Source organism: Pseudomonas sp. PVC-3-1, from assembly GCF_057444315.1.
The window spans coordinates 6190763-6211144 of the sequence record NZ_CM172023.1 but is presented as its reverse complement, the minus strand read 5'-3'; the positions used below and the strand labels follow the sequence as shown (position 1 = coordinate 6211144).

20 protein-coding genes are annotated in these 20382 nt (G+C 64.6%); 12 read left to right on the top strand and 8 right to left on the bottom strand.

Annotated features, from left to right (window positions below; all coding sequences use genetic code 11):
- Positions 1–105: 105 nt before the first annotated feature.
- Positions 106–300, bottom strand: a complete 195-nt coding sequence (locus AC2T4A_RS28605; RefSeq protein ID WP_413352176.1) for a Flp family type IVb pilin — start codon at positions 298–300, stop codon at positions 106–108.
- Between the two features lie 376 nt (positions 301–676).
- On the opposite strand from AC2T4A_RS28605, the gene cpaB reads away from it, so the two are divergent.
- The 9 genes from cpaB to AC2T4A_RS28560 all read left to right on the top strand — a co-directional run bounded on the left by cpaB (position 677) and on the right by AC2T4A_RS28560 (position 10031).
- The gene (gene cpaB, locus AC2T4A_RS28600) at positions 677–1597 is read left to right on the top strand and encodes a Flp pilus assembly protein CpaB (RefSeq protein WP_416744905.1); all 921 of its coding nucleotides are present in this window, start codon (positions 677–679) and stop codon (positions 1595–1597) included.
- Positions 1598–1612: 15 nt separating this feature from the next.
- Positions 1613–2845, top strand: coding sequence for a type II and III secretion system protein family protein (locus tag AC2T4A_RS28595; RefSeq protein ID WP_416744906.1), 1233 nt, complete (start codon positions 1613–1615; stop codon positions 2843–2845).
- A gap of 65 nt (positions 2846–2910) precedes the next feature.
- A complete protein-coding gene (gene tadZ, locus AC2T4A_RS28590) occupies positions 2911–4095 on the top strand; it encodes a type 4b pilus Flp biogenesis protein TadZ (RefSeq protein WP_416744907.1) in 1185 nt (394 codons plus the stop codon).
- Complete coding sequence (gene tadA, locus AC2T4A_RS28585) at positions 4092–5339, top strand: type 4b pilus Flp biogenesis ATPase TadA (protein ID WP_478377264.1); 1248 nt, start codon at positions 4092–4094, stop codon at positions 5337–5339. The genes tadZ and tadA overlap by 4 nt, the downstream gene beginning before the upstream one ends.
- On the top strand, positions 5336–6223 hold the full coding sequence (locus tag AC2T4A_RS28580; RefSeq protein ID WP_416744909.1) for a type II secretion system F family protein: 888 nt from the start codon (positions 5336–5338) through the stop codon (positions 6221–6223). Before tadA ends, AC2T4A_RS28580 begins: the two co-directional genes overlap by 4 nt.
- 10 nt (positions 6224–6233) lie before the next feature.
- A complete protein-coding gene (locus AC2T4A_RS28575) occupies positions 6234–7142 on the top strand; it encodes a type II secretion system F family protein (protein ID WP_486742373.1) in 909 nt (302 codons plus the stop codon).
- Positions 7139–7939 (top strand): tetratricopeptide repeat protein, encoded by an 801-nt coding sequence (locus AC2T4A_RS28570; RefSeq protein WP_486742372.1) that lies wholly within the window; start codon positions 7139–7141, stop codon positions 7937–7939. Before AC2T4A_RS28575 ends, AC2T4A_RS28570 begins: the two co-directional genes overlap by 4 nt.
- A gap of 19 nt (positions 7940–7958) precedes the next feature.
- Positions 7959–8237, top strand: a complete 279-nt coding sequence (locus AC2T4A_RS28565; protein ID WP_416744912.1) for a DUF3613 domain-containing protein — start codon at positions 7959–7961, stop codon at positions 8235–8237.
- A gap of 18 nt (positions 8238–8255) precedes the next feature.
- Positions 8256–10031 (top strand): pilus assembly protein TadG-related protein, encoded by a 1776-nt coding sequence (locus tag AC2T4A_RS28560; RefSeq protein WP_486742371.1) that lies wholly within the window; start codon positions 8256–8258, stop codon positions 10029–10031.
- Between the two features lie 24 nt (positions 10032–10055).
- On the opposite strand, the gene AC2T4A_RS28555 is transcribed toward AC2T4A_RS28560, so the two are convergent.
- On the bottom strand, positions 10056–10895 hold the full coding sequence (locus AC2T4A_RS28555) for a response regulator transcription factor (RefSeq protein ID WP_416744914.1): 840 nt from the start codon (positions 10893–10895) through the stop codon (positions 10056–10058).
- A gap of 150 nt (positions 10896–11045) precedes the next feature.
- Positions 11046–11525: a prepilin peptidase gene (locus AC2T4A_RS28550; protein ID WP_416744915.1), complete on the bottom strand. Its 480-nt coding sequence runs from the start codon at positions 11523–11525 to the stop codon at positions 11046–11048.
- Positions 11526–11795: 270 nt separating this feature from the next.
- Here AC2T4A_RS28550 and AC2T4A_RS28545 point away from each other — a divergent pair, with 270 nt between their 5' ends.
- Positions 11796–12266, top strand: coding sequence for a TadE/TadG family type IV pilus assembly protein (locus AC2T4A_RS28545; RefSeq protein WP_416744916.1), 471 nt, complete (start codon positions 11796–11798; stop codon positions 12264–12266).
- 7 nt (positions 12267–12273) lie between these two features.
- Entirely contained in the window at positions 12274–15054 is a 2781-nt protein-coding gene (locus tag AC2T4A_RS28540) for an ATP-binding protein (protein WP_416744918.1), read from the top strand.
- Between the two features lie 60 nt (positions 15055–15114).
- On the opposite strand, the gene AC2T4A_RS28535 is transcribed toward AC2T4A_RS28540, so the two are convergent.
- The 3 genes from AC2T4A_RS28535 to AC2T4A_RS28525 form a co-directional block, all read right to left on the bottom strand.
- Positions 15115–16587, bottom strand: coding sequence for an inorganic phosphate transporter (locus AC2T4A_RS28535; RefSeq protein ID WP_416744919.1), 1473 nt, complete (start codon positions 16585–16587; stop codon positions 15115–15117).
- Between the two features lie 285 nt (positions 16588–16872).
- Entirely contained in the window at positions 16873–17088 is a 216-nt protein-coding gene (locus tag AC2T4A_RS28530; protein WP_413351632.1) for a hypothetical protein, read from the bottom strand.
- Between the two features lie 240 nt (positions 17089–17328).
- Positions 17329–18405, bottom strand: a complete 1077-nt coding sequence (locus tag AC2T4A_RS28525) for a sigma-54 interaction domain-containing protein (protein WP_192431506.1) — start codon at positions 18403–18405, stop codon at positions 17329–17331.
- A 224-nt stretch (positions 18406–18629) separates the two neighbouring features.
- Between AC2T4A_RS28525 and AC2T4A_RS28520 the strand changes: the two genes are divergently transcribed.
- The gene (locus AC2T4A_RS28520; RefSeq protein WP_416744920.1) at positions 18630–18935 is read left to right on the top strand and encodes a PsiF family protein; all 306 of its coding nucleotides are present in this window, start codon (positions 18630–18632) and stop codon (positions 18933–18935) included.
- Between the two features lie 282 nt (positions 18936–19217).
- Here AC2T4A_RS28520 and AC2T4A_RS28515 read toward each other — a convergent pair whose 3' ends face one another.
- Both AC2T4A_RS28515 and AC2T4A_RS28510 read right to left on the bottom strand, forming a co-directional pair.
- Positions 19218–19352, bottom strand: a complete 135-nt coding sequence (locus AC2T4A_RS28515) for a hypothetical protein (RefSeq protein WP_017519380.1) — start codon at positions 19350–19352, stop codon at positions 19218–19220.
- Between the two features lie 79 nt (positions 19353–19431).
- Positions 19432–20361 (bottom strand): pseudouridine synthase, encoded by a 930-nt coding sequence (locus AC2T4A_RS28510; RefSeq protein ID WP_486742370.1) that lies wholly within the window; start codon positions 20359–20361, stop codon positions 19432–19434.
- Positions 20362–20382 lie beyond the last annotated feature (21 nt).

Genomic DNA, 20382 nt, shown 5'->3' with positions numbered 1-20382 from the left:
GCAGGGCGCAACTTTAGAAAACTTTCATGCACGCAGCAGAACAAGTTCCCGCGCCGGGCGCGGGAACTTCCAATTAGGTAGAAGAGCGGAAATCAGGAATAACCGCTATTTCGCTTTTGCAACTTCGGTCTTGATGCTGTCCATGATTACGCCAAGGTCGGTTCCGATCAACGCGGCCGCGCTGATGACGACTACCGAGATCAGTCCCGCAATAACCGCATATTCGATCGCTGTTGCCCCTTCCTTGTCGGCCATGAATGCCTTGGCCTTGCAATACAGTTTCAGGGACAGGTTTTTTATTGTCAGGTCCATCACGGGTGCTCCCTCGAATACCACCGGGGCGGCGCCCCGACTTCATCGTCAGGCTAGGCGTCGTATGGCTGAATGCAATTGTTCAAATAGCGCTAATACCAAAGTTATAACCCTCTCGGCATATAAGTAATTGCATGTCGTAAATTTAACCGGCGTAGTTGACGCTCTAAACACAGCTACTAGATTCTGATTTGGAACAAATAAAAGCTGATTATGAGGAATGATTCTTATCGAACTTCCTCGCCTGGCCGAAACAACAATAAAGGTCTGAAGGACAAGCACTGGCGGTGCCGGTGGCTGACTTCTCACGACAAGGCCGTGGACCCTCGGTCCGCATTTTTCGACATTCCCCAAGGACGTCGTCATGAATAGCAAGGTGCTGATGGTATTCGCCGGGCTGTTGTTGGTTTGCGCTGGCGTGGTGGGGTACCTGGGGTTACAGGTTGGCAAACCGGCCGCGCCGGTGACTGGGGTGGTCCAGGAGGTAGCGCCGGCGGCGATGGCCGAGGCCGACAAGCTGCAGCGCACCGCCGTGGTGGTGGCCGCCCGTGACCTGCCGGCCCTGGCTGTGATCGGCAAGGACGATGTCAGCGTGGAGATGCTCCGCACTGCGCCCGCTGGCAGCTTTCCCAAGCCTGAAGCGGTGATCGGCCAGCGCGTCTGGGTCGCCGTTCCGGCGGGCAATATCCTCACTTCCGCCATCACCGAGCCGGGTGGACCATTGGCCCGCACCATCCGCCCGGACGAGCGCGCCATGGCGATTGCCGTGGACGAGGTCATCGGTGGCGGCGGTTTCGTGCTCCCCGGCGACTACGTCGACGTCATGCTCTTCGTCCAGGATCAGCAGAGCACCGAGCGCAGCCTCAGCGCCCAGGTGGTGCTGCCTGGTGTGCGGGTGCTGACCTACGGCGAACAGATCGCCGTTGCCACCGACGGCCAGGCACGCAACGCCGGCGACCCCAAGGACAAGACACCCAAACCGCCGCGCACTGCCGTGCTGGCGGTACCCGCCGAAGCCGCTTCGCGCCTCATGCTGGCCAGCCAGGCCGGTTCCCTGCGCCTGGCTGTGCGCAGCAAGGACGAGAACCTCTTCGAGAAGGAGCAGCAGGGCCGCTATATCCAGGCCTCGCTCGGTGGCGCTTCCAGCCAGCCGATCACCCTCGAGCAGCTTATTGGCAAGCCGCGTCAGGCCCAGGCGCCCGCCGTGCGCCAGGTCTCCGCCCCGCAGGTCGACGCTGGCGTGGTGGTCTACCGCGGCACCACCGTTTCCCGTGAAGCACATTGAGCAAGGAGTGCATCGATGTCCAAGCGCTTCATCCTTCCCCTGGCCGCACTGCTGGCCTGCGCCGTCCACTCCGCGGCGCAGGCCGTGCCGAGCGCCTGCGCAGGCTTTGCTGACCAGCAGTTGAACCTCGACGTCGAGCAGGGCGCCCAGCGCGACCAGCAACTGCCGGTGCCGATCAAGCGCCTGGCCATCGGCGACCCGAACATCGCCGACGTGCAGGTGCTCGACAAGCGCGACTTCCTCATCACCGGCAAGACCGAGGGCCTGACCAGCCTGCTGATCTGGACCGCTTGCAGCGACCAGCCGATTCGTACCGTGGTGCGCGTCGGTGCGCGTGCGGTGGGCGACGTGGCCGGGGCTACCGGCGTCGGCGCCGGCAGCCTGCCCAACCAGGTGCAGACCGATATCCGCTTCGTCGAGGTCAGTCGCAGCAAGCTCAAGCAGGCCAGCACTTCGCTGGTGCGGCGCGGCTCCAACACCTTCGTGCTGGGCTCTCCGGGCAGCCTGGGCAACATGACGGTCGATCCCGTCGGTAACCTCGATGGCACCTTCGGCAATGCCAACGGCGGCTTCAACATCATCTGGGGCGGCGGCAGCAGCAAGTGGTTGGGTTTCATCAATGCCCTGGAAGGCAGCGGCTTCGCCTACACCCTGGCGCGCCCGAGTCTGGTGGCCACCAGCGGGCAGAGCGCGTCGTTCCTGGCCGGTGGCGAGTTCCCGATTCCCGTGCCCAATGGCGACAAGGACACCATCACCATCGAGTACAAGGAGTTCGGCGTGCGCCTGACCCTGACCCCGACCGTGATGAACGACAAGCGCATCGCGCTCAAGGTCGCGCCGGAAGTCAGCGAGTTGGACTTCTCCAGTGGCATCCGCACCAACGACATCGCCGTACCCGCGCTGACCGTGCGGCGTACCGATACCAGCGTGATGCTCGCCGACGGCGAGAGCTTCGTGATCAGCGGCCTGATCAGCAGCAGCACGATCAGCAATATCGACAAGTTCCCCTTCCTGGGCAGCATCCCGGTGATTGGCGCGCTGTTCCGTTCCTCCAGCCTGGACAAGGATGACCGCGAACTGCTGATGATCGTCACCCCGCACCTGGTGCAGCCGCTGGCGGCCAATGCCGCGCTGCCCAAGCTTCCCGGCGAAGGGCTGCGCGACTACGACCCCGGATTCGGCGAGTTCTATTTCCTCGAGGACGGCCGCTTCGACAAGCGCAAGGCCAGCAGCGGGATGTCGCACTGATGGATACCTACGAAGCGCTGACCCGCCAGAGAGCGGGAGGCAAGGCAAAACAAGGGAGCACCGGCATGAGTCAGACTTTCGTGGCGCTGGTCCAGCATGCCGGCGAGCAGGAATGGCTGCAGAGCAGCCTGGCCGGCTGCGGGCAGGTGGTCCTGGCCAACAGCGGAACGCTGGAGGAGCTGCTGTCGCTGCTCGACGTCACCGGTGCGACGGTCCTGTTCACCAGCCTGAACAAGGCCAACCTGGTCTCCCAGGGCTCGCTGATCGAGGGGCTGGTTTCCGCGCGACCGCTGCTTTCGGTGGTGGCCGTCGGCGATGGGCTGGACAACCAACTGGTACTGGCCGCCATGCGCGCAGGAGCTCGGGACTTCGTCACCTACGGCGCCCGTGCCAGCGAACTGAGCGGGCTGGTCCGCCGTCTTGGCGGGCGCCTGCCCACGGTACCGGTGAGTGCCACCCAGCAGGGCGAGTTGATCAGCCTGATCAGCGCCCGGCCAGACGCCGACGGCGCCTTCGTCGCCCTGCACCTGGCCCTGGCGCTGCAACGCCAGGCGGAGCACCGCGTGCTGCTGGTGGACATCGGCCAGCCCACCGGCGAGGCGCTGGCGATCCTGGGCATGGAGCCGTCTTTCACCTTCGCCGATGCCCTGCGCAATTTGCGGCGCCTGGACCAGACCCTGATCGACAGCGCCTTCACCCGCCACGAGTCCGGCCTGCGTGTGCTCAGCCTCTCGGATGAGCCTGGCGTGCTGGAGCGCATCACCACCGCCGAGCTGTATCTGTTGCTGGGCAACCTGCGCAGCGCCTTCAGCCATATCCTGATCAACCTCACCGGCGTCGCCGAAGGCGAACTCAGCGGCCAACTGCTGATGCAGGCCAGTCGCGTGCTGTGGCTGGTGGACCAGAGCGTGCCGTCGTGCAAGAAGGGACTGGAACGCCTGCGCCGCCTGCGTGAACGCACGCCTTCGCTGCCGCGCATCGAGCTGCTGATCGAGCGTTACTGGGCCTCGGTGCCACCGGATGCGCCGGCGCTGGGCAAGATGTTCGGCCTGGAACTCTTCGGCATCCTGCCGGCCTCGCCAGAGGCCCGCTTGCGCGCCAAGAACGTCGGCCAGAGCCTGTTCGAGCTGGCCCCGCGTGATCCTCTGACGGTGAAGCTGCGTGACCTCGCCGAAGCGCTGGGTGCAGGCGTGGCCGAGAAGCGCGGGTTGTTCAGCTGGATCGGCCGGGCGAAGGCCGCGCGCTCATGAGCCAGCATTACGGCGGCGGCCCCAGCCGCCACGACCAGGACCTGCAGACGCTGAAGATGCGCCTGCACCGCTACATCATCGACGAGATCGACGAAGACGGCATGAACCTGCTCGAAGGCGCGCGGCCGGCGGTGGCGCAGTACGTCTCCGAGAAGGTCTGCGAGTACGCCTCGCGCCGCCAGCTCGCGATCTCCCGCTACGAGCTGGACCGCCTCGCCGAAGAAGTGGTCGACGAACTGACCGGCTTCGGCCCGCTGGAAATCCTTCTGCGCGACCCCGGCATCTCGGAAATCCTGGTCAACGGCCCGGACCGGGTATTCATCGAGCACGAAGGCCGGCTGTACCAGAGCGACCTGCGCTTCATCGACGATCACCATGTGCAGCGGGTGATCCAGCGTATCCTCGCGCCGCTGGGCCGGCGCCTGGACGAGTCCAGCCCGATGGTGGATGCGCGCCTGCCTGACGGCAGCCGGGTCAACGCGATCATCCCGCCGGTGGCGCTGGACGGGCCCTGCCTGTCGATTCGCAAGTTCAGCAAGGAACTGCTCAAGAGCGCCGACCTGCTGGCTTACCAGAGTGTCGACGAAGCCATGCTGGCTTTTCTCCGCCAGGCAGTGGCGAGCCGCTGCAACATCCTCATCAGCGGCGGCACCGGCACCGGCAAGACCACGCTGCTCAACGTCATGAGCAGCTTCATCGACGAGCGCGAGCGTATTGTTACCATCGAGGACACCGCCGAACTGCAACTGGGCCACGATCACGTGGTGCGGCTGGAGACCCGCCCGCCGAACGCTGAAGGCTTCGGTGAGGTGACCGCCCGCGACCTGATCCGCAACGCCCTGCGGATGCGTCCCGACCGCATCATCCTCGGTGAGATCCGCGGCGTCGAAGTACTCGATGTGCTGCAGGCAATGAACACCGGCCACGATGGCTCGATGAGCACCGTGCACGCCAACTCGGCGATGGACTCGCTGCTGCGTCTGGAAATGCTGGTGGGGCTCACCGGCCAGCGTGTGCCGGAACAGACCCTGCGGCAGATGCTCTGCTCGGCGCTGGACATCATCGTGCAGATCACCCGCCTGTCCAACGGTCGCCGCTGCGTCAGCGAGATCCTTGAAGTGCTGGAGGTGCGTGACGGTGTCTACGTCACCAACTCGCTGTTCAGCCTCGACCGGCGTGGCACCGGGCAATTTGTCCGCACTGCCCAGCCGGGCGGGTTGAAGTTCCGTCAGGTGCTGCTGTGAGCGGCGCCCTCTGGTTGGTCGTTGCCAGCCTGGCTCTGGCTGCGCTGGGCATGGCGCTGGCGGGCATGAGCTGGCGCGCGCGGCACCATGAACTGGTGATGCGCCGCCTGAGCGGAGAGAGCGTGGTCGCCGGAGGAGGGCGCGTACGCAGCAGCCACTGGCTGGCGAGACGCATGCGCCGCGCGGGGATCACGGAGATGGGGCGCTGGTTGCTGGGAGCGGCAGTGGTTTCCCTCGTGCTGGGGCTTTTCGGGCAGCGCCTGGCCGGGCCGGTGGGCGCGCTCTGTGGCGTCGGCCTGGGCGTGCTGGGGTTCCATGGCCTGGTCAACCTGCTGTACCGGCGGCGCCTGCAGAAGATGATCCGGCAGATGCCCAACTTCCTTGACCAGGTGGTGCGCAGCCTGCACTCCGGCCGCACCCTGGGCGACGCCATCACCCAGGCGGTGAATATTGCCGACGATCCCCTGCGGGAAATCTTCTCGCTGGTGAACAACCACGTGCTACTGGGCATCAGCCTGCCCGAGGCGTTGCAGGAAGTGGCCGAACTGTATGACGTGGAGGAGCTGCACGTGCTCTCTCTCGGGGTGGCGGTGAACCATCGCTACGGCGGCAATACCACCGACCTGCTGGAGAACATCATCAAGGTCATCCATGAGCGGGAGAAGCTCGGTCGTCAGCTGCGCGCCATGACCGGTGAAACCCGCATGAGTGCCCTGGTGCTGGCGCTGCTGCCGGTGAGCCTGGGGGCCTACATCCTGTTCAGCAATCCGGGCTACCTGATGAACATGTGGCACGACCATGGCGGCCGCCTGATGCTGCTGACTTCCCTGGGATTGCAGGTGCTGGGGTGCTATACGCTCTGGCGCATGCTCAAGAGCGTCTGAGGAGGCCGGCATGCCCCTGATGTACGGATTGATGGTGGTGATCCTGGCCCTGGCGGCGATCCTCCTGTGGCTTTCCCAGAGCCGCGCCGCCGGCCGCGAGCAGCGTCTGATCCAGCAGCGACTGGGCGGCGATTCGCTGCCGCGCGGCGCCGGTCAGCGCGTGGCGCAAGCGTTCGATCGGATGAGCGACAGCGGCCTGGGCAAACGCCTGCAACTACGTGACGAAGAGGTCCGGTTGCTGCTCAACCAGGCCGGCTGGTCCGGCGGTACGCCGCGCCGCATTTACCTGGTGTCGATCTTCCTCGTTCCCATACTGTTCGTGACCATTGTACTGGCGGTCCTGGCCACGCCGGGGCACGCCCATACATCGCCGTTGTTGCCGCTGTCCTTCGCCGCCGGCATCGGCTTCCTGCTGCCCAAGCGGGTGCTGGCCTATTTCGCCGGCCAGCGTCGGCAACGCCTGGCCGACGAGGTGATCCTGTTCATCCAGCTGATCCGCATCCTCTTCGACTCCGGCCTCACCGTGGAGCAGAGCCTGCGCGTGGTCTGCCGGGAAGGGCGGAACATCGTCCCGGTGCTGGTGGAAGAGCTCGATGGCGTGTTGGCTCACGCCGAAAGCGGCCTGGACCTGGCCGACGAGCTGGAACTGCTGAGCAAGCGCCTGGCGGTGGGGGAGCTCAGCGACTGCTGCAACGTGTTGCGCCAGATGGTGCGCCAGGGCGGCAGCGCGCGCGGTTCGCTGCTGACGCTCAAAAACCTGTTCGAGGACCGCCGCCTGACTGGCCTGCAGGAAAAGGTCAGCAAGATGTCGGCGAAGATGAGCCTGGTGATGATGACGCTGCTGTTCCCGGCGCTGCTGATCATCCTCGCCGGGCCCGGATTCCTCGCGATTACCAAGGCCATGGGGAGAATGGGATGAGAAACGCCTGCTTGATCGGCCTGCTGGGCCTGACGCTCGGTGGCTGCGCCAACCTCGACAGCCTGGGTGGCGGGCCGAGCGTCGGGCAGAACTGCGACGAGAAGCTCGGCCAGGCCGTGGAGCTGCAGCTCAACCTGGCTCGCGAGATGCTCGACAACGGCCGTGCCCACGCGGCCCTGGCCAACCTGGAAACCCTGCCGCCGAACTCGCTGGAGGTGCGCGAAAGCAAGGCGCTGGCCCTGCGTCGCATCGGCGATCCCAAGGCGCGCATCGTCTACGAAGGGCTGCTGGGCACCTGCAAGTCCGCCGAGGCCCACCATGGCCTGGGACAGATCGCCATGCGTGGCGGCAACACCGTGGAAGCCGAGCGCGAGCTGCGTGAAGCGGCACGCCTGCAACCCACCGACAGCGCCCTGCGCAACGACCTGGGCTACGTCCTGATGCGTCGCGGCGAGATGGAGAAGGCGCGTTTCGAGTTCATCACCGCCATGGAGCTGAACGAGCACGACAAGCTGCCGGCCACCAACCTGCTCAGCGTCATGTTCATCCAGGGTGAGAACAGCGAGGCCAGCCGGTTGATCCAGAGCGTGGGGCTGTCCGCCGACCAGGTCCGCGCGGCCCAGGACCAGGCAAAGGACCTGCGCCCGGTCAGCCCCGCCAGTCCGGCCAGCCAGCCGGCGGTGCAGGCCGAAAGCGTGAGTTACGTGGACGATCCGGCAGAGGACGCGCACCCCGCGCTGGTCGAGTCGACTCCGGCGGTAGCGCGCGACGCCAAGCTGCTGGTCAAGGCCCGCTGAGGCGGGCAGGGAGGGAAGGATGAAGACATGGATTCTGGCCGGCGCACTGCTGGCGACGCCGATGCTGGCTCAGGCGGTGGAGAGCACTCACACCGAAGCCGGTACCACCGCTCGTGACCAGCAGGAAGTGCTGACCTGGCTGGATCTGCAGAGCAGCGGCAAGGCCGCCTCGCCCCATCGGCAGAGCGCCACGCCGGCCGAGCGCGACCGTGCCTACCAGCGCTACCTGAAGAGCTATACCCGCGAGATTCCCGAGTATCTGCTGGACGACAACAGCTTCAGCACCGACAAGAACTGATCCCTTCCGGAGGCTGCCATGGGACGTGAACGGCAGCGAGGCGCAATCGGCGTCATGGCGGCGGGAACGCTGCTGCTGGCATTGATTTGCCTGGCCCTGGTGATCGACACCGGGCGCCTGTACTTCGAACAGCGAAAACTGCAGCGCGTGGCGGACATGGCGGCGCTGGAGGCGGCCACCCAGGGCGGCATGTGCGGCTCGCAACTGGCGGGTGACATCCAGGCCTTCGTCACCGCCAGCGCGGCGAAGAATGGCTTCGTGCCCGGCACCGGCGATACCTTGGTGGGCACGCTGGGCACTGTCAGTCTCGATGCCGGGTATGGCGGCGCCGAGTCCAGGCGAGTCTTCAGCGCCGGCGGCAACCTGGCCGATTCCATTCGCGTGCAGGCTACCCATAGCGTGCCGTCGAGCCTGGTGCTCAATGTCGCCAGCCTGTTCAGCGGGGCCTCGAGCACCACGGTGATCAGCGCCCAGGCGGTGGCGCGACGCTCGGCGATGGCCGGAATTTCCGCCGGCAGCGGCGTGCTGAGCCTGGACTCGAGCAACTCGCCTCTGCTCAACGCGCTACTCGGCGGCTTGCTTGGCACCAACCTCAATCTGGACGTGGTCACCTACCAGGGCATCGCTGGCGCGAATGTCTCGCTGCTCGCACTGAGCCAGCAGCTCAAGGCAGCGGGAGTGAACCTGGAACTGGGCAAGATCGACAGCCTGCTGGGCGCCAATGTCACCGCCGCGCAGCTGCTCCAGGCCATGGTCAATGCGGCAGACTCCTCACAGCTGGCCGGTGTGAATACGGCACTGCTGCGCACCGCGCTGGCAACGATCAATGTGCCGACGGCGAACCTGACTCTGGGGCAGATTCTCACTGTGGTGGCGCCGGACAGCGTGCGTGATACGGCGCTCAGTGCCGGGGTCAATATGCTGGACCTGCTGATGGCTACGGCGCTGGTGGCGAACAAAAGCAACGCGGTCGCGGTACCGGCACAGACGCTTTCCATTCCTGGTTTGGCAACTCAGACGCTCAGCCTCACGGTCATTTCGCCGCCACAGATTGCCATCGGCTATCCCGGCAAGAACAGCGATGACACTTGGCGGACGCAGGCCACGTCGACTCAGATAAGTCTCAAGGCTGCCGTGCATGTCGACTTGCTGAATCTGAAGCTGGTTACAACCGACGTATTGCTGCAAGTCGACGTCGCCAAGGGCACTGCAGCGCTGGAGAGCATCAAATGTGGTGGGGTAGGAAAACCGGTGGAGGTCGATATCCAGGCCAAGCCCGGAATCGCCAATCTGACCTTGAGCGCCAGTGTTGGCCTGTTTCCCGGGGCCGATGACAAGTTAAAACTGGTCACCCTGAGCAATGGAAATCAGGCGACATCTTTCGCGGCCGGCGGTGAGCAGCAGTTGGTGTTCAATGTGACAAGTCCCGCTGATCTGCCTAGCGTCGCCAAGCGCGTGCAAAGCCCGCTGGGTGCGTCGCTCGCTGCTGGTGTTGCGGATATGGCGAAGAATCTCAAGGTCACTGTCACCTTGCCTCCCAGCCTGACTTGCGACCTTCCGTTGGTGGGATGGCTGCTCTGCCCGCTGGGGCAACTGGTCAACAGTGTTTCGAGCACGCTGATCAATTCCGCGCTGGGAATCGGTACTTTGCTGACGGGCGCATTGAGTAACGTGGTGGGATTGTTGGGCAATGCATTGATCGACCCGCTGCTCAAGCTACTGGGCATCCAGACCGGCATCCTCGACGTGCGCCTCATCGACCTTCAGACCGGCGGCGCGGAGCTGCTGATCTGAAGGTCGCCAGGAACAGCGCAGGGCTCAGTGCACCGCGCTGCTCTGGGAGGCGCTGGGGGAGATGGCGAGGGCGAGCTGGGTGCGGTTGTGCATGTGCATCAGCCGCAGCACCTGGGAGACATAGAGCTTCACGGTGTTCTCGGTGATCCCCAGGTCGTAGGCGATCTGGTAGTTGGTCAGCCCCTTGCTCACCAGGCGCGCCACCGCCTGCTGGCGCGGCGAGAGCTTGTTGAACAGCGGGTTGTTGACCACCGGCGTCATCTGCTCGGCGTTGCTCGTTGCGACGCTGGCCGGGACCTCAGGCTGCTCCTGCTTGAGCACGCTGCTGCTGGTGGGCTGGCCACCACCGCCGCCGTGCACTTCGTACTTGATCTTGTGGATATCCCGCGAGATCGAGTTGAGCGACTCGGCGAGGTACTCCAGGCGCTGGTTCACATGGCTCAGGCTGAGCTGGCTGCGGATGCGCTCGTGCAGACGGGCCTCAAGGCGCTCCAGACCCTTGAGCAGGTCCATCGGCGCCACCGGCTTCTGGTAGTAATCGGCGACACCCACGCGCATGGCTTCGATCACCTCCTGGCTGCCCTGCTGGCCGGTGAGGATGATGGTCTCGAAGAACCGCGTGGAGCCGGCCACGTCCTTGAGCGCCTCGACCACGCGGATGCCGTTGTCGCGTCCCAGGCCCAGGTCGCAGATCACCAGGCCGATCGAGGCATCGTCGCGGAATTTCTGCAGGGCGCTGTCCTTGCTGTCGCTGATCGCGCAGCGATAGCCGCTGTTCTCCAGCAACTCGGACAGCTCGGTGGTGACCTGAGGCTCGTCATCGATGACCAGCACGCTGAAACGGCGATTGGCCGTTTTTTCCATGACTGCACGCTCCTTGAAAGAATACTTCCATTATTTTTATCGTCCGACTGTTCAATAACCGTAGTCGGATCGTCCCATCAGGCGACAGGTGGTATTAACTCTTAGCATATAGTCGTTAAGTTCGGATTCTGCCAATTGTCGGAATCATTTTTAATTGAGGAGCGACAGGGTCGTCAGAAGACCGGCGAATAGCGTGAAGATGAAGGGAAATGACTTGAACTTTGACGGTTGCAGCCGTGCTAATTTCGATTTGCAATTAGCCGGTACTTTGTCCGAATCAATCAAAAGTTTGCTGGCGAACATCAGGGCCACGCAGAACAGGCAAGCCAGCGCGAGTGTGTACAGCACCGTCAGCGGGTCGCTGGCGAGCCCGATGGCGACCAGCAGTTTCACGTCGGCGGCGCCCAGCTTGCCCAACCAGTAGCCCGGCACGGTGAGCAGTGCCGCCAGTAGCGCGGCCAGCGCGGCTGCCAGCGGCACGTAGCCGGTCAGCGTGTGGCCTTTGAACAGCAGGAACAGCAGGGCCAGCAATGCCCCGCCCAGGGTCAGCCAGTTACTGACACGCAGCCGCATGAGGTCCTGATACGCACACACCGCGCACCAACCCAGCAGGCAGAGTTTGAACAGCATCGAGAATATCCTTATCCCGGTCGGCGCATTGGAGGCGGGCAAGTAGAGTTTTAGGGTATTTGATATTCCGGCGCCATATTGCAATTGCGGCCAGGTGAGAACGAATTTGGCTCGTAACGTTATTGCGGCAAACCATGAGGGCGAATCCCTGAAGAGCGCCTAGTATTGCTCGGTAATGGAATTTATCCGACGGCGAGTATCTTCAGTAAAGTTCTGCCGTGCCGATAAGTTGAACGATCATTCAAGTTGCAAGTTGTGGGAGTATTGCGCATGAACGGAGTCGGAGGGCGCGGCACGCAGCGAGGTGCGGTGGCTATCGAGTTCGCCGCGGTATTCGTCCTGTTCTTTGCCGTTCTCTATGGTCTGCTCGGTTATTGCGTGCCGCTGCTGATGCTGCAGGCGTTCAACGACGCGGCAGCGGCAGGGGCCCGGGTGGCTGTTTCGGTGAATCCCCAGGCGGCGGGCGGCTACAGTGCCGCCTTGAAGACGGCCGTGGATAATGCCGTTACCCAGCGCCTGAGCTGGATGCCGACTAACTGGCGCAACGGCTGTTACAGCGGGCAGTTCATGGATACCCCGGTGACGGAAACCATCTCCGGGCGGCAATACACCCGCGTTCGGGTGTGCGTCAGCTACCCCTATGCCACCACGCCTATCGTCCCGTTGCTGACCCTGCCGGGGATCGGCACCGTGCCGCGTCTGCCTGACGTGCTGAGCGGCACAGCCAGCGTCCTGCTCTGAGGCGCTGATGTTCGATTTCTGGCGCTCCAGGCCTCGCGGCCAGCATGAGTTGAACGATGTTCCGGTGCCGAGTCGGCCGCTGGCCGCGCGTCGGCGCCCGTCGCTGCCCGCGGAAGAGCTGGCTGAGCCCGTGGTGACCGGCCACTGGGACCTGTGGCTGGAACTGGACAGCCGCGATCGCGTCATCGCCCGCGGCGGCAGCCTGGCTCACCGGCTGCTGCCGCCGACGCCGGGCAATGGTGAACTGCCGGGGCTGGGGGACTACCTGGACCGTCGTGTTCCCGGCGGCATGCAGGTTTCCAGCCTGCGCGGCGGCGAACGGCTAGATCTGGTGCTGCGCAGTACGGGCGACCTGCCGCTGGTCTGCCGCTTCCAGGCCGCCCTCCAGGCCAACGAGCACTGCCTGCTGCTGGGCATGGATATCTCCGACCTGAACTGGCAGTCCGACAGCCAGCAGCACAAGCTGCAATGCCTGAATCTCAGCAAACTGCTGTTGGCGCGCCTGCGCCACAGCTCGCAACGTCGTCTCGGCGAGGCCGTCGGCGAAGTGCTGGAAGCCTTCTGCAGCAACTTCCACATGCGCAGCATGGCCCTGTTGCTGGAGGCGCCGGATCAGAGCCTGCGAGTCTTTGCCTGCTACGTGCAGCCTGGTTTCGACAGCCTGTTGCGCGAAGGCCTGGCGGTGCCCGGTGACGAGCTGCGCGCGGCCAGCGGCGCCTGCCTGCTGGGCGCGGACGACAGCCCCTCGGAGCTGCTGCGCACCTTGTGCTGCGCCCAGCTCTACCTGATCCCGGCACCCGTGCGCGGCGGGCGGCTGGCCGGGCTGCTCGCCGAGCCCATGGAGCATGGCGGCAGTTGGCCAGGGCTGGCGCCGAGCGATTGGCAATACCTGGCGGAAATCCTCACCAACCTCGTGCACGAGCGCACCGAGCTGCACAACCTGCGCGACAGCAGCCGGCGCCTGAGCCTGCTGCAGGACATGGTCGGCGGTGGCTGGTGGCGGCTGCGGGTCGACGAGGGCGTGTTCGAGCTGTCGCCCGCCGTTGCCGCCAGCCTGGGGTTGCCCGCCGGGCAGCTGCAACTGGCATTGACCGAGCTGCTCAGCCAACTGCATCCGGCTGACGCCGACGAGCTCAACCTGCGCCTGCGCAACCTGCAACCGGGTGGCCGACTGGTCCAGGACCTGCGCCTGCGCGGGACGGCTTCCACCCAGACGCGCCGCTGGCTGCGTCTGCAGGGCCGACGACAGGCCCGCGCGGGCGATCAGTTGATGGATGGTGTGCTACTGGACATCAGCGAAGGCAAGTCGCAGGAGGAGCAGGCATTGGCCGCCCACGCCCGGCTGCGCAACCTGATCGACAGCGCGCCGGTGGTGATCTACGTGCAGCGCGTGGAGGAGGGGCATCTGATCCCCGAGTTCTACAGCGAAAGCGCCGGCAACCTGCTCGGCCTCGATCTGCAGGGCCAGAACTGGCAGGCGCTGGCCGAGCGGGTGCACCCCGAGGACCTGGAAACCTTCCTCGACCGTGGGCGCGAACTGCTGCGCGAAGGCCGTGTGCGTACCGAATATCGCCTGCGCGACAGCGCCGGTGAATGGCACTGGCTGTACGACGAGGCCAAGCTGCTGCGCGACATCCAGGGCATCCCGCAGGAGGCCGTCGGCCTCTGGCTGGACGTCACCGAGCAGCACCTTGCCGCGCTGCAGATCGCCGAGAGCGAGGAGCGTTACCGCGTGCTGGTGGAGGACTCGCCGGCGCTGATCTGTCGCTACGACCCGGACCTGCAACTTACCTTCATCAACCATACCTTTGCCCAGGTGCTGGGCGAGCCGGTGAACGCGCTACTCGGCCGGCGGTTGGACGAGTGGCTCTCCGAACAGGATTGCAGTGCCCTGCGCGCACGCCTGGTGGGCGGCGGCAAGAGCACCGCGGACGACTCCTGGGAACTGCGTTTCTGCCTGCCCGGCCAGCGCAACCTGTGGCTGATCTGGTCGGACCGTCCGTTGCTGGATGCCCAGGGACAGTTGGTGGAAGTCCAGGCCGTGGGCCGTGACAACACTGCCGTGCGCCACGCTCAGCAGCAACTGGCGCAGGGCGCGAAGATGGCCAGCCTGGGCGAGATGGTCAGCGGCATGGCCCATGAGATGAAGCAGCCGCTGCACGTCATGCGCATGTCCCTCTACAACGCCCGGCAGAAGCTGGGCGAGCCGGAGTACCTGAAGGAGAAGCTGGAGCGTGCCGACGCGCAGATTGACCGGCTCTCGCGGGTGATCAGCCACATGGGCGTGTTCAGCCGCAAGTCGGAACTGGAGGCCGCGCCCTTCGATCCCTACGATGCCTGCGAAGGCGCTGTCGCACTGCTGGGCGAAAGCCTGACGCAGCAGGGCATCACCCTGGAATGCCGGCCACCGGCACATCGGGTGGTGGTACGTGGCTACGCCGACCAACTGGAACAGGTGCTGATCAACCTGCTGGCCAACGCCCGTGATGCGCTGCTTGGGCGCGGGGGGGAGGGCGCGCGCTGGGTTGGCGTGTCACAGGAACCGTGCGCGGACTCCGGCTGGGTGGAACTGCACGTGCGCGACAATGCCGGCGGCATCGACCCGGCGGTGATGGAGCGCATCTTCGAGGCGTTCTTCACCACCAAGCCGATCGGCAAGGGCACCGGCCTTGGGCTGTCGGTGAGCCATGACCTGATCCGCAACATGGGCGGCAGCCTGTCTGTGGATAACTTCAAGGGCGGCGCACGTTTCGTCATTCGTCTGCCGCGGCAGGCGATCAATCTTTGATCGCCCGGAAATGAAAAACGCCTGCGGATGCAGGCGTTTTTCGTGGTGCGCAGCGCGGGATCAGCCGATGAAGCGCGAGGACAGCCAGAACAGCCCGGCGGCCAGCGCGATCGACACGGGCAGGGTCAGCACCCAGGCCATGAGGATGTTGCGGATCGTGCTGCCTTGCAGGCCGCTACGGTTCGCCACCATGGTGCCCGCTACGCCCGAGGACAGGACGTGTGTCGTGGAGACCGGCAGGCTGTAGATGTTGGCCATGCCGATGGCGGCGGTCGCGGTCAGCTGGGCGGCGATGCCCTGGGCATAGGTCATGCCCTGCTTGCCGATCTTCTCGCCGACGGTGAGCACCACGCGCTTCCAGCCGACCATGGTGCCGATGCCCAGGGCCAGGGCCACCGCGATGATCACCCAGAAGGGCGCGTACTCGGTGGTACTGGTCAGGTCCTTGCGCAGCTTCTCAAGGTCCGCCTTCTCGCGCGATGGCAGCTCGGACAGCTTGCCGACCTTCTTCGCGGTGTCATCCAGGCACAGCAGGTAGCGGCGTACCTGCACGCGCTCGTCGTCGTTCAGGTCGTTGTAGCTGGAGACGCCGTGCAGGTCGCTCAGCAGGCCCTTGAGGGTCGCCTCGGTCTGCTTCGGCTCGCAGCGGTACAGGTCCGGCAGGTCCGCTTCGCTGGCCTTGCCCAGGGCGAGCATCTCGCCGAGGGTGTCGGAGTGGCGGTTGTAGAACTGCTGCAGGTGGATGGCGGCGTCGCGGGTACGCTCGATCTGGTAGGTGGTGCTGTTCAGGTCGAGGACGAACTTCGCCGGGACGATGCCGATCAGCACCAGCATGATCAGGCCGATACCTTTCTGACCGTCGTTGGAGCCGTGCACGAAGCTCACGGTCATGGCCGAGATCACCAGCACCAGACGGTTCCAGAACGGCGGGTGCTTCTTCTCGTCGACGTCGCGGCGGGTTTCCGGGGTCTTGTGCATCTTCGACAGCGGGTACAGCCACTTCAGGCCGATCAGCAGGGCGCCGGCGACGAGGAAGCCGGCCAGCGGCGAGAAGATCAGCGACAGGCCGATGTCGATGGCCTTGCCCCAGTTGATCCCGTCGGCCACCGGTACGCCGGTGATCAGCGCATTGGCCAGGCCCACGCCGAGGATCGAGCCGATCAGGGTGTGCGAGCTGGAGGCGGGAATGCCGAAGTACCAGGTGCCCAGGTTCCAGGTGATGGCCGCGGCGAGCAGCGAGAACACCATGGCCAGACCGTGGCCGGTGTTCACGTTGATCAGCAGCTCCACTGGCAGCAGGTGGACGATCGCGTAGGCAACGCCAACGCCACCGAGCAACACGCCGAGGAAGTTGAATATGCCGGAGAGGATCACCGCGCGGTACGGGGACATGGCCTTGGTGTAGATGACCGTGGCCACCGCGTTGGCGGTGTCGTGGAAGCCGTTGATGAACTCGAACGCCAGGACGAATGTGAGTGCCAGCACCAGGCTGATACCCACCCAGAGATCGAGTCCGCTGAAGAGATCGAACATGAAAATTCTATGACCGGTCGGAGACGGGGCGGCGATTATGCCAGAAGCTTGGAGCACCGTATTTAGCCTGAAACGGTTTCTCCAATTTGCGCGACGCCTCGTCGCACGGCGCTTTCAGGCAGGGTGGAAAAAGTTTGCAATGCTTCCACGCGGGCCGCCGGCCCATCGGATGAGTGTTTGCAGGCCAACTGGCGGCTCCCCCACGGAGCACTGCTCGCCCATCGCATCGAGACTTTCCCACAGCAGTTTCGGGTGAGTCTTTCAGCCTGGGGCCGTACCTGCGATTTAAAGGGAAGCGGCTTCCTGATCCTTTTTCAGTCGTTCTTCTTCGATTCTTTCCAGTTCCCGGTCGAAGGCCTTGTCCTGCACGCTGGGTCGCTTGCGCCAGGGTTTCTTGCCGGGTTCGGGCTGTGCGGCATAAAGGGTTACTTCGCCGCCCTGCTCATCCTTGAAACGTTGCTCCTGGCGCTCCAGTTCCGCGCGCAGTTCGTCTTTGGTCACGATCATTCCTGATGACAAAAAGCTGATGGCTTGAAGATGATGACTAGAAGTTGATGACGATGGGCCGTTTGCTGGCAATCGACGTCCTGCCTGGACGTCATCCTGGCAGTGTAGACGCTCAGGTTGCACTGGCGTGCCGGCTGCAAAAACGGCGCAGATTATAACCTTGCGCGGGGGGAGGCCGGGCGGGGATCGCCGACGGACGGTTTCAGCCCACTGCTGGCGCGGGCTGAACTTACCTCAGCCGGTGCGGCTGAGGTTCAGTTCGCCGATCTTTTCCAGACGCGCGCGGACGATATTGCGGCTGATGCCCAGCAGACGGCCGGTCTGTAGCTGGTTGCCATGGCAGAAGTGGTAGGCAGTGCGGAACAGTACTTCCTCGACGTGCTCGTAGAGGTCGGGCTTGTTGCTTTCGAAGAGTTCCAGCAGCGCCTGCTCGAGGGTGGCTTCGACGCGGGGCGCCAGGGCGTGGGGGAAGGCTTCGTGGCGCAGCGAGTCGTGGCGAGGTGCGGACGGCAGCTCGGCGAGTTGCAGGTCGCCCGGCTGTACCTGCTGATTGCGGCACACCAGCAGGGCATGGTGGATGGCGTTCTCCAGCTCGCGGATGTTGCCCGGCCAGGTGTGGCCCAGCAGCTTGCGCTCGGCCTCGGGGCTCAGGGATGCGCGGTTGTAGCCCAGGCGCTGGCAGTGCTCCTCGAGGAAGAATTCGGCCAGCGGCAGGATGTCGCCGGGACGCTCGCGCAGTGGCGGCAGGCGGATGGTGGCGACGTGCAGGCGGTAGAACAGGTCCTCACGGAAATGCCCGGCTACCACGGCGTCAGCCAGGTTGACGTTGGTCGCGGCGACTACCCGTACGTTGATCGGCACCGGCGTGCGCGAGCCCAGGCGCACGACTTCGCGCTCCTGCAGCACGCGCAGCAGCTTGACCTGCATGTTCAGCGGCAGGTCGCCGATCTCGTCGAGGAACAGGGTGCCGCCGTTGGCCGACTCGAACCAGCCGGCCTTGCTGCTGGTGGCGCCGGTGTAGGCGCCTTTTTCGTGGCCGAACAACTCGCTCTCGACCAGAGTTTCGGAGAAGGCTCCGCAGTTCACCGCGACGAAGGGCGCGCCGCTGCGGCGGCTGAGCTTGTGGATATGTCGCGCCACCAGCTCCTTGCCGGTGCCGGTCTCGCCGATGATCAGCGCGTTGGCCTCACTGGGCGCCAGGCGCTCGATGCGGTTGAGCAGCTCCTGCGAGCGCGGGTCCTTGAACACCAGCACCGTGGCGCGGACCGACTTGGTTTGCTCGCGGGCATTGGGAAGGGTCAACAGCGACATGGCAGGTTCCTGGCGTACCGAATGGGTGGCGACGCCATACTGCGGTATTTTTCATATTTCAAAAAATTATCAATTCGAATTTATATATAACTATATTTGCCGTGTACGCCGTGGAAGCCATCACGGACCTGGTGAGATGAGCCGCTGCATCGCGTCGCAGCCCTCGCGAATGCTGGGCTGCAAGCTACGCTGAGGGTGGCAATTCCATCCTGGGAGACCACTCCATGACCACCGTTCGGATTCCGCTGCTCGTCCTGGCTCTGCTGTTTTCGGCGCAAGGCTTTGCCGCCACCGCCGCGCAGACCGCGCAGCAGGAAAAGATGAAAACCTGCAATGCCGACGCTACCACCAAGGCGCTCAAGGGCGATGAACGCAAGGCGTTCATGAGCACCTGCCTGAAGGCCGGCAGCGACAGCAAGGCAATGACGCCGCAGCAGGAGAAGATGAAGTCCTGCAATGCCGATGCGACCAAGAAGGCGCTCAAGGGTGATGAACGCAAGGCGTTCATGAGCACTTGCCTGAAGAAGTGAGGATGGAGCGCGGCAGGGCCGCGTGGGACACGAAAAAGGGCAGCCGCGGCTGCCCTTTTTCGTTGGCGCAGGATTCGCGAGCAAGCTCGCTCCTGCAGTGGGATTTCACCTCGGCAAACTCTCTGTAGGAGGGAGCTTGCTCGCGAACATCCCGCCGGTCTGGCTGCCGGCGAAGACGAGCCTGATCTTACAGGCCGGAGAACACCAGCCAGGCTGCCGCCAGGGCGTAGAGAATGATCACCGCATCCATGCGCAGCGCAGGCGGGAGTCGCCGCACGAGGTTCATTTCTTTGCCACCGCGGACCAGAAGCCCTGGGCATTGCGGAAGGGCTGGCGGGCCATCTGTTCGGGGCGGGTGATGCCATCGGCGCGCAGGGCGTTGACGAGGGCGGAAAAGGACTTGGCGCTGTAGCTCATGATCGGGCTCCCGATGCTTTCTCTCCTTGGGGTGGAGCTATGAAAACATCGGGGCCACTATCGACGGAAATGGATAGCCTTAAGGGTGACCATCGATGAAATTGATGGAAGGCCAGGAGAGCTCCAGTTGGCTCCTGAAATGCCGTGCCTCGCCAGTGATCGGGTCGATGAACTCCAGTTGCCGGGCCAGCAGCTTCAGCGGCTTGGCGAAGTCTTCCGGCGGACGCTCGCCGCGCGGCGGCAGCGTCGGATAGAGCGGATCGAAGCACAGCGCCGCGCCCAGGCCCGACATGTGCACGCGCAACTGGTGACGCTTGCCGGAGACCGGGTGCAGGCCGTAGCGCCACAGGTCGCCGCGTTTCTCCAGCACCTCGATGTGTGTTTCGCTGTTGGGCTCACCGTCCACTTCCTGCATGCGGATGAAGGGATCACCCTCGACCATCCGTGAGCGATGCACCAGTGGGAACTCCCGTTGCGGCAGCGCTGGCGCGATGGCCTCGTACATCTTGTCGATATGTCGCTCGCGGAAGAGCGCCTGGTAGGCGTCGCGGTCGTCCGGGTTGGCGGAGAACAGCACCAGGCCTGCGGTGAGCCGGTCGATGCGGTGCAGCGGCACCAACTGCGGGTTGCCCAGGCGCTTGGTGAGGCGGGCGAGGAGGGTTTCCTCGACGTACTGGCCTGCAGGCGTCACCGGCAGGAAGTGCGGTTTGTCCGCCACTACCAGGTGTTCGTCGGCATACAGGATGCTTTCCTGGAAGGGAATTGGCGTTTCCTGCGCCACCTCGCGGAAGTAATGGATGCGCAGTGCTTCGCGATACGGGTGCTCGGGGCCGATGGGCTGACCGTCATTGTCCAGCACCTTGCCGCGCGCCATGCGGTCCAGCCAGGTGTCGCGGCTGATCGCCGGGAAGCGCGCGCACAGGCAGTCGAGCACCGTCGTCCAGGGGCCGGCGGGCAGGTGCAGGATGCTGGCGCGTTGCTGGGCGGTGGAGAAGCGGGAGCTGGACATGCGGGCAGGCGACCGGGTTCG

Coding starts and splice junctions, on each gene's coding strand:
- AC2T4A_RS28510 (WP_486742370.1), bottom strand. CDS start 20,361: ATGTCCAGCTCCCGCTTCTCCACCGCCCAGCAACGCGCCAGCATCCTG.
- AC2T4A_RS28520 (WP_416744920.1), top strand. CDS start 18,630: ATGACCACCGTTCGGATTCCGCTGCTCGTCCTGGCTCTGCTGTTTTCG.
- AC2T4A_RS28570 (WP_486742372.1), top strand. CDS start 7,139: ATGAGAAACGCCTGCTTGATCGGCCTGCTGGGCCTGACGCTCGGTGGC.
- AC2T4A_RS28545 (WP_416744916.1), top strand. CDS start 11,796: ATGAACGGAGTCGGAGGGCGCGGCACGCAGCGAGGTGCGGTGGCTATC.
- tadZ (WP_416744907.1), top strand. CDS start 2,911: ATGAGTCAGACTTTCGTGGCGCTGGTCCAGCATGCCGGCGAGCAGGAA.
- AC2T4A_RS28595 (WP_416744906.1), top strand. CDS start 1,613: ATGTCCAAGCGCTTCATCCTTCCCCTGGCCGCACTGCTGGCCTGCGCC.
- AC2T4A_RS28525 (WP_192431506.1), bottom strand. CDS start 18,405: ATGTCGCTGTTGACCCTTCCCAATGCCCGCGAGCAAACCAAGTCGGTC.
- AC2T4A_RS28555 (WP_416744914.1), bottom strand. CDS start 10,895: ATGGAAAAAACGGCCAATCGCCGTTTCAGCGTGCTGGTCATCGATGAC.
- AC2T4A_RS28575 (WP_486742373.1), top strand. CDS start 6,234: ATGCCCCTGATGTACGGATTGATGGTGGTGATCCTGGCCCTGGCGGCG.
- AC2T4A_RS28540 (WP_416744918.1), top strand. CDS start 12,274: ATGTTCGATTTCTGGCGCTCCAGGCCTCGCGGCCAGCATGAGTTGAAC.
- tadA (WP_478377264.1), top strand. CDS start 4,092: ATGAGCCAGCATTACGGCGGCGGCCCCAGCCGCCACGACCAGGACCTG.
- AC2T4A_RS28535 (WP_416744919.1), bottom strand. CDS start 16,587: ATGTTCGATCTCTTCAGCGGACTCGATCTCTGGGTGGGTATCAGCCTG.
- AC2T4A_RS28515 (WP_017519380.1), bottom strand. CDS start 19,352: ATGAGCTACAGCGCCAAGTCCTTTTCCGCCCTCGTCAACGCCCTGCGC.
- AC2T4A_RS28550 (WP_416744915.1), bottom strand. CDS start 11,525: ATGCTGTTCAAACTCTGCCTGCTGGGTTGGTGCGCGGTGTGTGCGTAT.
- AC2T4A_RS28560 (WP_486742371.1), top strand. CDS start 8,256: ATGGGACGTGAACGGCAGCGAGGCGCAATCGGCGTCATGGCGGCGGGA.
- AC2T4A_RS28565 (WP_416744912.1), top strand. CDS start 7,959: ATGAAGACATGGATTCTGGCCGGCGCACTGCTGGCGACGCCGATGCTG.
- cpaB (WP_416744905.1), top strand. CDS start 677: ATGAATAGCAAGGTGCTGATGGTATTCGCCGGGCTGTTGTTGGTTTGC.